Raw genomic sequence first — 14,141 nt, forward strand, 5'->3', positions numbered from 1 at the left:
CTTTTCAATCCCACCAAACTTTTAAACCAAAAAATTACACTTTTTTTGAAAGTTTTTCATAATAAACAACTAATCAACGATTTGTGATTTTGACTTTTTTGAACTAAATAAACAAACTAAAAATAATAATAGAAAATGAAGGGATTTTAAGTAATGTCAATGTTTCTTTAAAACATCAAAAAATAAATAAATGAAGTACTTTTTATCTCTTTTTATCCCAAGAATTACTTCTTCTTTTTCTTCTTCTTGCGTTTTTTACGCATCTTAGCAAACATCTCCTTATACTTTTCTACATTAATCTCTCCTCTCCTACTCTCTAAAATCTTATAAGAATCTATTTCTAGTTTTGAAGGCTGTGGTTCTAATGACTCATCTATGAATGCTCTCTGCAGAACATCTTCTATTAAATAATCTTCATTTACAGATTCAGGATGATATTCATCTTTTAAAGATAGTTTAAAAACATTGGCTGTAGTGTTATACCAAAATGCTTTCCATCCACTTCTAAACTCCCTAATGTTATTAAAAACGGTCTTGCCTGTTTGACGATGAATCAACTTTATCAGTAAACGACCCTCAGTACGTGTCATCTTCTTTATCTGATCAGTCAACTCCTCCTCCAAATACTTCTGAACGCGCTTAACATATTTGCGCTTCTTTCTCTTCGATTCGATTCTGTTTAATCGTAATTTTAAACTATCAATTCGCTTTGACGCTAAAGCAGCATATGGATATGCTTTAAAAACCTTCTTACGAAACCAATAATAGTAATTCATATCAACTCGTGATTTGAATTTATGTTTTGGCAACACAGGAACCTCTTCTAACTTTATCATTAATGTGTCTCCATCTTTCACTAAGAAATAATCTTCAGAAAAATCTGGGATAGAATCTTTGATTTGAGCATCAAGATTAAAAGAAATTAAAATAAGAAGTAAAAAAAACTTTTTCATGATTCGATAAACGCAAATACGATTCCAAAGTTATTGTTTTTAATTAAAAAACTCGTGATGGATATCACGAGTTTTTGTTTTTTATGCTGTCATAATAGCTTCTGCTATTCTTTTATACGTTCCGTTGGATAACTTTTCACGTATTGCAGTAAATGCTGTTATAGTTTCCGATACATCATCTAAAGTATGACGTGCAGTTGGTATTAGTCGTAAAATGATCATTCCTTTAGGAATAACAGGATACACCACAATAGAACAGAAAACACCATGATTTTCTCGTAAATCGTGAACCATAGCCATAGCTTCTGGTATATCTCCTTTTAAATATACAGGAGTAATACATGTTTGTGTAGTTCCTAAATCGAAACCAGCTTCTCTTAATCCAGATTGTAAAGCATTCGTAATATCCCATAACTCATCTTTAAGCTCTGGCATTGTACGAATCATATCTAAACGTTTTAAAGCTCCTTTTACCATTGGCATTGGTAAAGACTTTGCAAACATTTGAGAACGCATATTATATTGTAAGTACTGAACTACATCTTTATCTCCAGCGAAAAATGCTCCGATACCAGCCATCGATTTTGCAAAAGTTGCAAAGTACACATCGATACCATCTTGAACTCCTTGCTCGAAACCAGTTCCTCTTCCACCTTCACCTAATGTTCCGAAACCATGAGCGTCATCTACTAATAATCTGAAATTGTATTTTTCTTTTAAAGCTACAATTTCTCTTAAGCGACCTTGCTCACCACGCATTCCAAAAACACCTTCAGAAACTAAAAGAATACCTCCTCCAGTTTTCTCAGCCATTTTTGTAGCACGCTTTAAGTTCTTCTCACAACTTTCTATATCATTATGTCTATATACGAATCTCTTCCCAGCATGTAGTCGAACTCCATCGATAATACATGCATGTGTATCCATATCATAAACAATAATATCATCTTTAGAAACTAAAGCATCGATTGCCGAAACCATACCTTGATAACCAAAGTTTACCAAGTATGAAGCTTCTTTACCAACAAATTCTGCACATTCTTGTTCTAACTGCTCATGGTATTTAGTATGACCAGACATCATTCTAGCTCCCATAGGGTAAGCCATACCGTGTTCGTGAGCAGCTTCTCCATCTATTTTTAAAACTTCCGGATGATTTGCTAAACCTAAATAATCATTAATACTCCAAGTAACTACAGGTTTTCCATTAAAGCTCATCCTATTTGAAATAGGTCCTTCTAATTTTGGAAAAACATAATATCCTTCGGCTTTATCGGCCCACTTACCTAAAGGCCCTTTATCACTCTTAATTCTATCAAATAAATCACTTACCATATTAACATTACATATTTGGACAGCAAAACTAAGTTTTTTTAAGGGTATATCAAAAACTTAACTAAGACTTACTTTATTTTTATTACCAAATCATTTGTATCTACTAAAGTTCCTCCTGATAAGTGAACTTTTTCAATGATTCCTCTGTGTACAGCGGTAACTGTAGTTTCCATTTTCATGGCCTCGATTATAAATAACGGTTGATTTTCTTGTACGATATCTCCTTCTTTTACCAAAACAGAAGATAATAATCCTTGTAACGGCGCTCCAATTTGATTTTCATCATTTGAATCTACTTTTACATTTTCCACTTTATCAACAGTAATTGAATTGTCTTTGATAGCAACAACTCTCATTTGACCATTAATTTTGAAAAAAACTGTTACATTACCGTTTTCATCGGCATCAGTTTTATGCACTAAAGAAATTAATACTTTCTTTCCTGATTCTATATCTACCATAATCTCCTCTCCTACATCTAATCCGAAGAAGAAGTTTTTAGTTGGAATATTCATTACATTTCCAAACTTCAAATGCTTGTTGTATGCATCTGTAAATACTTTTGGATATAATTTAAATGATAAGAAATCTGTAACCTCTAAATCACGTCCCATTCCTTTAGAGAAATTCTCTTTGAATTCAGCAAACTCTTTTTCAAAATCAATAGGCGCTAAATGTTCATTTGGTCTTTCTGTATAAGGCTTTTCATTCTTTAAGATGATCTTTTGTAATTTCTCAGGGAAACCACCTACTGGCTGACCTAAATCTCCTTTAAAGAATCCAATTACAGATTGAGGAAATGAAATTGTTTCTCCACGTTCTAAAACATCATCAGTAGTTAAATCATTATTAATCATATATTGCGCCATATCTCCTACAACTTTAGAACTTGGCGTTACTTTAATAATATCTCCAAACATTTGGTTTACTTCACCATACATCTTTGTAACTTCTGTAAACTTATCTTCTAAACCTAAAGCAATTGCTTGACCTTTTAAGTTAGAATACTGTCCACCAGGAATTTCATGCTCGTACACTTCTCCTGTTCCAGCTTTTAATCCAGATTCGAATGGATAGTAATATCCTCTTACTGTTTCCCAGTAATTAGAATATTCTGCAAGTTTTTGTGCATCTAACGGATTTTCTCTTTCATTGAAACGTAACATTTCAACCATAGAGTTAAAGTTTGGTTGAGAAGTTAATCCTGATAATCCACCTAAAGCAACATCAACAACATCTACCCCCGCTTCAATTGCTTTCAAATAAGAAGCCGATTGTATTGAAGAAGTATCATGTGTATGTAAATGGATTGGAATATTAATCTCTGATTTTAATGCTGAAATTAATTCGTAAGCTGCTTTTGGTTTTAATAAACCAGCCATATCTTTTACTCCTAAAATATGAGCACCAGCATTTTCAATATCTTTTGCTAATTGAATATAATATTTAAGATCGTATTTTGTTTTACTTGGATTTAAAATATCTCCAGTATAACAAATAGAAGCTTCTGCTAAACCTTGAGTTTTATTTCGAACATGTTTAATACATGGTTCAATAGATTTCATCCAGTTTAATGAATCGAAAATTCTAAACACATCTACACCTGTTTCCCAAGACTTTTCTACAAACTTTTCAATTAAATTATCTGGATAAGCGGTATAACCTACTCCGTTTGAACCTCTAATTAACATCTGTAATAATACATTAGGCATTGCCTCACGAAGTAATGCAAGTCTTTCCCACGGATTTTCTTGTAAAAATCGCATACAAACATCGAAAGTTGCTCCTCCCCAAACTTCCATACTAAAGATATCTGGGAAATTTTTCGCATAACCTTCTGCTACTTTTAGCATGTCTATAGTACGCATTCTAGTTGCTAATAAACTTTGATGCGCATCACGCATGGTAGTATCAGTAAAGTGAATCTTCTTTTCTTTCTTTAACCACTCTGCGAATTTTTCTGGGCCTAATTCAGTTAATAAATCTTTGGTTCCTTTTGGATGCTTTTCTAATTTAGAAAATGCAGGTATTTTAGGTGTTGGAAATTTGTGAGTCGGATCGATCTTTTTAACATCAGGATTTCCGTTTACTATTACCTCTCCTAAAAAGTTAATTATTTTATTTGCTCTGTTTTTCGGCTCATTAAATTCAAAAAGTTTAGGTTCATTTTTAATAAAGTTAACCGTTACTTTTCCTTCTCTAAAAGTTTCATGCTTTAAAATATTTTGTAAAAAAGCAATATTAGTCTTTACACCTCTTACTCTAAACTCTATCAAAGCACGTAACATCTTTCTACATGCTCCATCTAAAGTTCTACTTCTTGCAGAAGCTTTTACCAGCATTGAATCAAAGAATGGAGAAATTTTCACTCCTTGATAAATACTACCCGCATCTAAACGAATTCCAAATCCAGAAGCACTTCTATAAGTCGTTACAACACCATAATCTGGTTTGAAATCATTTGCTGGATCTTCAGTAGTAATTCTACATTGTAAAGCATAACCATTTACAACAATTGATTCTTGACTTGGTATTTTTATTTGTGTATCTGATAATTTATAACCTCCAGCTATAAATAACTGTGTTTTTACTAAATCAATATTTGTTACCATTTCAGTAACTGTATGCTCTACCTGAATTCTAGGATTTACTTCAATGAAATAGATACTATTATCTTCATCAACTAAAAATTCGACAGTACCAATATTGTTATAATTAACAGCTCCACAAATATCTAATGCATATTGATATAAGTTATCTTTAATTTCTTGTGGTAATCCGTAAGACGGAGCAATTTCAATTACTTTTTGATATCTTCTTTGCACAGAACAGTCTCTTTCAAATAAGTGTACCATGTTTCCATGAGTATCGGCTACAATTTGAATTTCGATATGTTTTGGATTTTCAACAAACTTTTCTAAGAAAACTGTATCGTCTCCGAAAGCGTTTAACGCTTCTCTTTGCGCTTCTGGGTAAGCTTTTTTAAGATCATTGGCATTACGAATTACTCTCATACCTCTACCTCCACCACCTGAAGCCGCTTTTAACATTACAGGATAACTAATTTTCTCAGCTTCCTCTAATGCAATTTCAACAGAAGTTAAATCCTTATCACTACTTTGAATAATAGGAACATTGTTTGCTACTGCTACTTCTTTAGCGGTTATTTTATCACCCAAAGCTTTTAAAACAGAAACTTTTGGTCCGACAAAAATAATTCCGTTGTCTTCACATTTCTGTGCGAATTCTGCATTCTCAGATAAGAATCCATATCCTGGGTGAATCGCATCTACATTATTCTCTACAGCAACCTTAATGATAGCATCAATATCCAAGTAAGGTTTTAAAGGTTCGTTGTCGTCACCAATTTGATAACATTCATCTGCTTTGTACCTGTGTAAAGAATATCGATCTTCATAGGTGTAAATTCCAACGGTTTTTATACCTACTTCTACACAGGCTCTAAAAACTCTAATTGCAATTTCCCCTCGATTCGCTACTAAAACTTTGTTGATTTTCATTCCTCGTTTTTTGTTGTAATTTGTTCTTGATTTGTTATCCTCCAAAGTTAAATCAATTTGATTTTTTTTCTCAATAAAAGGTCGTTTTTGTATCAATAAAATCAATATTTTAACAAATTCGTAAAATTTGTATCGATAAAAAAACGATTTCGTATTATTTTTTTATCAATTTAACATTTTAGCAAATCCTGCGTTTACACCAGAAAAATGAAAAACGTTTTCGTAATTTTTAATTTTATTAAATACTCATCTTAAAATACAAAAAGATGTCTAAAAAAGACATCTTTTATATTTAATATGTTTAATAATTTAACTTAAAACTTCACTTTTATCAGCATTAAACTCTTTAATAAAAGGCTGTTTATAAAGTCTACTTTTTAGTGCTTTGTAGATTGCATTTGCTACAGCACCACCAGCTGGTGGCAATCCTGGTTCTCCAAGTCCTGTAGGTGACAATTCATTTTTCACAAAATGAACATCTACTTGAGGCGTTTCATTCATTCTAATTAAACGATAAGTATCGAAATTTTTATGCGAAGGTTTTCCGTTCTCAAAAGATAAATCTCCATACATAGCATGACCGATTCCATCTAAAACTCCTCCTTGAATTTGATTAATCGCTCCTGTTGGATTAATTAAAATTCCGCAATCTACAGCAGCAGTAATTTTCTTCACAACAGGTAAACCATCTTTCATTTCTATTTCGGCAACCTCGGCAACATGCGTATTATGACTATAATAAGCAGCAAAACCTTTAAAAACTCCTTCTTTTTGTTCTTTCCAGTTTGATTTTTCAGCGGCTAATTTTATCGTATTCTCCATTCTCTCTCCTGAGTACTCGATCTTTTCATCTTTAGAACCTTTTACATTCTGCAATAATTCTAATCGTAACTCAACTGGATCTTTCTTTAATTCTTCAGCTAATTCATCAAAAAAAGTTTGTTCAGCAAAAGCTAAGAAATTTGTATACGGAGCTCTCCATGCTCCTGTTGTGATATCACTCTTATAACTTTTTGTAGATACTTTATAATTCGGAATACATCCTGCAGGAAAGAAATTCGGAATTAAATCGTACATATTACTATTAATCGCTGCTTCTTTTAAATGATATCCTGTTAATTTTCCACCTTTAATTGATGCTGCAATTCTATATTTAATTGCCGGACGATAAATTCCATCTGTCATATCATCTTCTCTAGAGAAAACAACTTTCACTGGTTTTTTAGCTAGATTTGAGATTTCAGCTGCTTCTAGAGCAAAATCACCATATAATCTTCTTCCAAATCCACCACCCATTCTTGTCATTTCAAGATCAATTTCTTCTTCTTTTCTTTTCAATAACTGAGCAACTCTACCAGCTGTCCATTGCGGTGTTTGAATTGGTCCAACTAAATGAATCTTCTCAGCTGTAACATTAGCGTAAAAATTCATTGGTTCCATACAGTTATGAGGTAAGAAAGGAGAATCGTAAGTTCTTTCTAAAACTTTATCTGCTTCTGCAAAAGCTTTCTTTACATTTCCATCTTCTCTTCTGGTATCAAATTCTTTTCCGTCTAAAATCTCAATCAATTCTTTGTTATGATCTACGGTACTTTCTAAATTTTGATCGTCACTCCAAACAGCTTTCAATGCTTTTTTACCTTTCATAGCTGCCCAAGTATTTGAACCAATTACAGCTATTTTATCTCCAAACTTAATTACATCTGAAACTCCATTTACTTTTTTAGCTTCAACATCATCAAAACTCTCTAATTTTTGTCCGAATGCCGGTGGACGAAGTACCGAAGCATACACCATTCCATCAGCTTTATAATCTAAACCAAACAAAGGCTTACCTGTAACAATGTTATCTAAATCAACATTTAAAGCATCTTTTCCTATAATCGTATATTCTGATGGCTTTTTTAAAGTTACATTTTCTGGAACCTCCAAAGCAGCTGCTTCACTTACAACTTCTCCATAACCTAATGTATCTCCGTTTGCATTTGTTATAATTCCTTTTGAAGCTTTACAAGTGTTTGCATCAACTCCCCATTTTGCAGCAGCAGCATTAATTAACATTTGCTTTGTAGTAGCTCCTGTTTGACGTAATGCATCCCAACCAAAACGAATTGACTGACTTCCTCCTGCAACCTGACGTTTGTATTCTTTCTTGTTATATTTTGCTTGTGCAACATGCACTTTATCCCATTCTACATCTAATTCTTCAGCAATAATCATTGGCATTGCCGTTTTTACTCCTTGACCAATTTCTGGATTTGGAGAAAAAATAGTTACATAACCATTATCTGCTATTTTGATAAAAGCATTAAAATCGTTGAAATTTAAATTTGCAATATCTACAGCTGGTTTTGCTTCTGGTTTACATGCCGTGAATAAATTAAAACCAACTAACATTCCTCCACTTGCTAGCGCTGAAGTTCTTAAAAAGTTTCTTCTACTAAATCTGATATTATTTTGTTCTGTACTCATGATAATTAGATTTAAGACATTTTTTTAGCAGCTACAGCTACAGCTTTTTCTATTCTGTTATACGATGCACACCTACAAATGTTTCCATGCATTGCTTCTCTAATTTCTGTTGAAGTAGGATTTGGATTTTCTTTTAGAAAAGAAGCAGCAGTCATAATTTGTCCAGCTTGACAATATCCGCATTGTGGAACATCAACTTCTTTCCAAGCTTCTTGTAAAGGATGATCTCCTTCTTTGGAAAGTCCTTCTATAGTTGTAATTTCTTCTTTATCTAAAATAGAGACTTGTAATTGACAACTTCTAGTAGCTACGCCATCTAAATGAACAGTACAAGCACCACATTGAGCTATACCGCATCCAAATTTTGTTCCTACTAAATTTAATTCATCTCTTAATATCCAAAGTAAAGGGGTATCTGAATCGGCAGTAACTGTAACCAATTCACCGTTGATTTTTAGATTATAGGTTGGCATTTATTTGTTGGTTTATAATTGAGGTAAATAAGTTACAAAAAAAATAGCTACCCGAAAGTAGCTATGTTCCTTTTAAGAATTATTTAATACAGTTCTAAACATAAGATAGCGCTAAATAGTTTACACTAAAACCTCATCTATTATACCTTGAACGACTTCTGGATTTAGTAAAGTACTCGTATCACCTAGATTACTAATATCATTTGAAGCAATCTTTCTTAAAATTCTTCTCATGATTTTTCCGGAACGTGTTTTTGGTAATCCTTGTGTAAACTGAATTCTATCTAATTTTGCAATTGGTCCGACTTGCTCGGTTATAATTTGATTAATTTCTTTTCTTAAGTTTTCATGATTACGAGATTCACCTGTGTCTTTTAAAATCACATAACCATATAATGCATTTCCTTTAATATCATGTGGAAACCCAACAATAGCTGATTCTGCAACAGCAGGATGTTCGTTAATTGCATCTTCTATTGGAGCGGTTCCTAAATTATGTCCCGAAACAATAATCACATCATCTACTCTACCCGTAATTCTATAATAACCAACTTCATCTCGTAAAGCTCCATCTCCTGTAAAATATTTATTTTCAAAAGTTGAGAAATATGTATTTCTATAGCGTTCATGATTTCCCCAAATTGTTCTCGCCATTGAAGGCCAAGGAAATTTGATACATAATCGTCCTTCTACTTGATTTCCTTTAATTTCATTTCCTTCAGCATCCATTAATGCAGGTTGGATTCCAGGAAATGGCAATGTTGCGTAAGTTGGTTTTGTTGGTGTAGAAAAAGGAATCGGAGTAATCATAATTCCACCAGTTTCTGTTTGCCACCATGTATCTACAATTGGACTTTTTCTTTTCCCGATATTATCATCGTACCAATGCCAAGCTTCTTCATTAATAGGTTCTCCAACGGTTCCTAAAATTTTCAATGATGATAAATCACTTGATTCTACATGAGATAAACCTTCTTTTGCTAATGCTCTAATCGCTGTTGGCGCTGTGTAAAACTGATTTACTTTGTGTTTTTCAACAATTTGCCAAAATCGACTATAATCTGGGTAACTAGGAACTCCTTCAAACATTACAGTTGTTGCTCCATTTGCTAACGGTCCGTATACAATGTAACTATGGCCTGTAATCCAACCAATATCTGCGGTACACCAATACACATCATTTTCTCTGTACTTAAAAACATTTTTGAATGTGTACGCAGTATATACCATATAACCCGCTGTTGTATGTAACATTCCTTTTGGCTTTCCTGTAGAACCAGAAGTATACAGTATAAAAAGAGGATCTTCTGCATTCATAATTTCTGCTTCGCATTCATCTGAAGCTTCATCTAATAATGGTTGTAACCATTGATCTCTTCCTTCAACAATATTTATTTCTGAATTGATTCTTTTTACAACCAAAACGTTTTCTATACAAGGACATTCTTCTAAAGCTTCATCCACAATACCTTTTAAATCTATCGTTTTGCTTCCTCTGTAAGAACCATCTGAAGTAATTACCATTTTACATTCGGCATCATTAATTCTTGTAGCTAATGCTGTAGAAGAAAAACCAGCAAAAACAACGGAATGTATCGCTCCGATTCTTGCACAAGCTAAAAGAGAAACAGCAAGTTCTGGAATCATTGGTAAATAGATACAAACACGATCTCCTTTTTTAATTCCTTTTGATTTTAAAACATTAGCTAATTTATTTACTCTTTTGTATAAATCGCGATATGTAATATGTTCTGCAGCTTCGTCTGGATTATTAGGTTCAAAAAGTATTGCTGTTTTTTCGCCTCTAGTTACTAAATGGCGATCGATACAATTTTCTGTAATATTTAATTCTGCTCCTTCGAACCATTTTACTTCAGGCTTAGTAAAATCCCAACTTAAAACATTATTCCATCTTTTTCTCCAAAGAAAATGTTCTTCAGCAATTTCTTCCCAAAAATTTTCTGGGTTTCTTACTGATCTTCTATATACTTGAAAATATTCTTCTAAGTTTTTTATATGGTAGTTACTCATGCTCGATTTATTTGTTCCATAAATTTATTGTTTTTATTAGAACATCAATAATATTTAGTAACAAATCTTAAGAAAAATACAGTTTAAATCGAAAAGCAATAATTAATAATTTTAACTCTTTTATTCTTGTAAAAAAGCTTATTTATTAGACATATCGAATAATTACATAGAAGTAGTTTAATTCTCAATCTCTTCTAACAACATATTGTAATCGTATTGTAAATCTTCGTGTAAAGTCAGCATTGCTTTTTTAGCTAATCGAATTTGAGTTTCGAATACTTTTTGAAGTCTCGGACTTCTTTTTATTGAAGGTTTAAAATGTTTCAGTTTTAAACAGAAATACAATAATAACTCTACCTCTGTACTTTTCTTTTTAGAATAACGAATTTGTTTTTTTATTGAAGTCAAGATTTTACGAACGCTCTTTCTGACATAGAAAAAGCTTTTCGTGTTTATGTCACTAAACATTTCGTCTATTTCTAATTTTACAGTTTCAATATATCTATCTTCATCGTGAGCTTCAAACAATAAATACGTTAGCAATTCTTTATTTTCTTTTTTAAAACGAGTTAATGTAAGACACAATTCTAATAATTCTGAAGAAGTTTTATGTTTTAATTCGTCTTTGATTGTTTTTATTGAAGCTGCTTTCATGAATTACCGTCTTTCTTAATTTCATCAAAACTATCAAAAAGTCTTTGTTTAGCCATGGTAAATATTCTTCGATTATATTCTGAAGCATTTTTTTGATATTCTAAAAATTCATCAGAAGTAAACTGTCCTATTATTATTCCAAGGATAAGATTTCTAATAACAATATTTTTAGAGAACGATTTGTCTAAAAACTCTCGAAAGTTATCTTTTTTAATATCCGATAGTTTTACTTTTAGCTTTATACACCAGTTTTTAAATGTCAGTATTAAAATATCGTGTTGCAATTTTAAAATTGGTCGCAATACTTTGTTTTGAAAGTTTTCATCAGGTGTTAAAGATGATAAATTCAATTCTGGACGTATATCTTTTTTAGAAATCATTAGTTCAAATTTTCTGAAATCAAAGATAAAAATATTTTTGTTTAATCTTTTTAATAAAATATTAAACATTTTATATTTAGTTAAGCCATAACTTCGTAAAAAATTTAAATCTAAAATCATGAAAACCAAAAACTTAGTATTACTATTTTTATTCTCTTTTTCTTTAGTTTTCGCTTATAACAATGAGCCTACAACTGATCCTGTAAAAAAAGAAGTAAACAAAAAGGAAGCTAAAACTATTGTTGGTGTAGCTGCATCTAACGAAAACTTTAGCACATTAGTAGCTGCTGTAAAATCAGCAAAATTAGTTGATGTTTTAAGTGGAAAAGGACCTTTCACAGTATTTGCCCCAACAAATGATGCATTTGCAAAATTACCAGAAGGAACTATACCAACTCTTTTAAAGCCAGAAAACCAAAAATTATTGACTTCTATTTTAACTTACCATGTTGTTGCTGAAAAGTTTGATGCTAAAGCAGTAGTAGGAGCTATAAAAGCTAATGGTGGAAAATTTGTAATTAAAACAGTTCAAGGAAACGAATTAACTGCAATGATCAAAGATGGAAATGTTCTTTTGAAAGACGCTAAAGGAAATATTTCTAAAGTAATTATTACTGATGTTTCTGCTAGTAACGGAATTATTCATGCTATAGACAGCGTAGTAATGCCTGAATAAAAAATTCAATTCTCCCCGGAATCAAAAAAAGAGAAGTTTTTTCAACTTCTCTTTTTATTTATTTTAAATATGCTGTGATATTTTTTTCTATTCTTTCAGAAATATTCTCAGTATTTGCCTTCACAAATTTCTCTCCTGTAATTTGCTCATATAATTCTATGTAACGATTAGAAATTTCAAGGATTTTTTTGTCACTCATTTCAGGAATCTGTTGTCCATCTTTACCTTGAAATCCGTTTTCAATTAACCATTGACGAACAAACTCTTTCGATAATTGTTTTTGCTTTTCTCCTTTATCTTGTCTTTCTTGATAACCATCTGCATAGAAATATCTAGAAGAATCTGGTGTATGAATTTCATCTATCAATACAATTTTACCATCTTTTGTTTTACCAAACTCATATTTTGTATCAACTAGAATTAACCCGCGTTTCGCTGCAATTTCAGTTCCTCGTTGGAATAATTTTCTTGTGTAATCTTCAAGAACTATATAATCTTCTTCAGAAACAATTCCTTTTGCTAAAATATCTTCTCTAGAAATATCTTCATCGTGCTCACCATTATCGGCTTTTGTTGAAGGCGTGATAATTGGCTCTGGAAATTTGTCATTTTCCTTCATTCCTTCAACCATAACTACACCACAAAGCAATCTTTTTCCTGCTTTATATTCACGTGCTGCATGACCAGATAAATATCCACGAATAACCATTTCAACTTTAAAAGGCTCACATAAATGACCAACAGCTACATTTTCATCTGGATTAGCCATTAACCAGTTCGGAACAATATCAGCTGTATCATTCATCATCTTAGTAGCAATCTGATTTAAAATCTGACCTTTAAAAGGAATTTGACGAGGCATAATTACATCAAAAGCAGATAATCTATCGGAAGCAATCATTACTAATTGCTCATCGTTTATATTATAGACTTCTCTTACCTTTCCTTTGTAAACTGACTTTTGCCCAGGAAAATTGAAGTTTGTTTCGTTTATTGTATTCATTGTTGCGTTGTTGTAAACCGCAAAAGTAAACTTTTTAATCTTTTTTAGGAATTCTTTTTATCTGCTTAATATTATCGGAAATTGGTGTCACAGAAACCACTTTTTCTTTTTGCTCAACATAAAATATAAACGAGCTATTTTGACCGATAACTTGTACGTCTTTTTGAGAATTATCCTTAAATATCAATTTATAATTAGGTTTAATTTCTTTTGTTTTGATTTTATGATTTCTTCCTAACCCCATTCCTAATCTCAAGGAAACAAACAAAAGAAAAAACAAAAACAGTAATCCTTCAGCTAATCCTTTTTTCTCTTCTAAATCTTTAAATGCTTTTTCTCTACGTTCTAAGTTATGCATTTTTCCATACCACTTTTTGTGTTTATACTTTTTGTGGAATGCATACGACCATTTAGTTACATACTTATATAATAGAAAGAAACAGGTAAGTAAGATAAGCGTTAACTTTAAACTATCTGTCAGTAAACTAAAAGGAGATATTAAAGCATCTAAAATAGATACATAGTTTAAATATTTAATTCCTAACACGGCATAAAAAAGCGCGTCACTTACTATTCCTAACAGAATAAAGTAAACGTATAAAACATAGAAATTCTCTTGTAAACTTAGTTTTTTAAAAATCAA

At 31.7% G+C, this 14,141-nt stretch carries 11 protein-coding genes; 1 reads left to right on the top strand and 10 read right to left on the bottom strand.

The genetic code is table 11. The features are described 5' to 3' along the window. Positions 1-224: 224 nt before the first annotated feature. The 8 genes from Q1A15_RS17115 to Q1A15_RS17150 all read right to left on the bottom strand — a co-directional run bounded on the left by Q1A15_RS17115 (position 225) and on the right by Q1A15_RS17150 (position 11,939). On the bottom strand, positions 225-953 hold the full coding sequence (locus tag Q1A15_RS17115) for a DUF4294 domain-containing protein (RefSeq protein ID WP_299626913.1): 729 nt from the start codon (positions 951-953) through the stop codon (positions 225-227). An 81-nt stretch (positions 954-1,034) separates the two neighbouring features. Next, positions 1,035-2,288, bottom strand: a complete 1,254-nt coding sequence (locus tag Q1A15_RS17120) for an aminotransferase class I/II-fold pyridoxal phosphate-dependent enzyme (protein ID WP_299626916.1) — start codon at positions 2,286-2,288, stop codon at positions 1,035-1,037. Between the two features lie 68 nt (positions 2,289-2,356). Further along, entirely contained in the window at positions 2,357-5,809 is a 3,453-nt protein-coding gene (locus tag Q1A15_RS17125) for a pyruvate carboxylase (protein ID WP_299626919.1), read from the bottom strand. 309 nt (positions 5,810-6,118) lie between these two features. Then, a complete protein-coding gene (locus tag Q1A15_RS17130) occupies positions 6,119-8,281 on the bottom strand; it encodes a molybdopterin cofactor-binding domain-containing protein (protein ID WP_299626922.1) in 2,163 nt (720 codons plus the stop codon). Between the two features lie 11 nt (positions 8,282-8,292). Then, on the bottom strand, positions 8,293-8,754 hold the full coding sequence (locus Q1A15_RS17135) for a (2Fe-2S)-binding protein (RefSeq protein WP_299626924.1): 462 nt from the start codon (positions 8,752-8,754) through the stop codon (positions 8,293-8,295). Positions 8,755-8,874: 120 nt separating this feature from the next. Continuing rightward, complete coding sequence (acs, locus tag Q1A15_RS17140; RefSeq protein ID WP_299626926.1) at positions 8,875-10,785, bottom strand: acetate--CoA ligase; 1,911 nt, start codon at positions 10,783-10,785, stop codon at positions 8,875-8,877. A 177-nt stretch (positions 10,786-10,962) separates the two neighbouring features. Further along, positions 10,963-11,439, bottom strand: a complete 477-nt coding sequence (locus Q1A15_RS17145) for a hypothetical protein (protein ID WP_299626928.1) — start codon at positions 11,437-11,439, stop codon at positions 10,963-10,965. Beyond that, complete coding sequence (locus tag Q1A15_RS17150) at positions 11,436-11,939, bottom strand: glyoxalase (protein WP_299626931.1); 504 nt, start codon at positions 11,937-11,939, stop codon at positions 11,436-11,438. The genes Q1A15_RS17145 and Q1A15_RS17150 overlap by 4 nt, the downstream gene beginning before the upstream one ends. On the opposite strand from Q1A15_RS17150, the gene Q1A15_RS17155 reads away from it, so the two are divergent. Beyond that, complete coding sequence (locus Q1A15_RS17155; protein ID WP_299626934.1) at positions 11,938-12,495, top strand: fasciclin domain-containing protein; 558 nt, start codon at positions 11,938-11,940, stop codon at positions 12,493-12,495. The genes Q1A15_RS17150 and Q1A15_RS17155 overlap by 2 nt on opposite strands. Positions 12,496-12,553: 58 nt before the next feature. Here the strand turns inward: Q1A15_RS17155 and Q1A15_RS17160 are convergent, their stop codons facing one another. After that, positions 12,554-13,498: a phosphoribosylaminoimidazolesuccinocarboxamide synthase gene (locus Q1A15_RS17160; RefSeq protein ID WP_299626937.1), complete on the bottom strand. Its 945-nt coding sequence runs from the start codon at positions 13,496-13,498 to the stop codon at positions 12,554-12,556. Positions 13,499-13,532: 34 nt separating this feature from the next. After that, complete coding sequence (locus Q1A15_RS17165) at positions 13,533-14,141, bottom strand: hypothetical protein (RefSeq protein WP_299626940.1); 609 nt, start codon at positions 14,139-14,141, stop codon at positions 13,533-13,535.

The sequence above is a fragment of the uncultured Tenacibaculum sp. genome, from assembly GCF_947495995.1.
GTDB lineage: Bacteria > Bacteroidota > Bacteroidia > Flavobacteriales > Flavobacteriaceae > Polaribacter.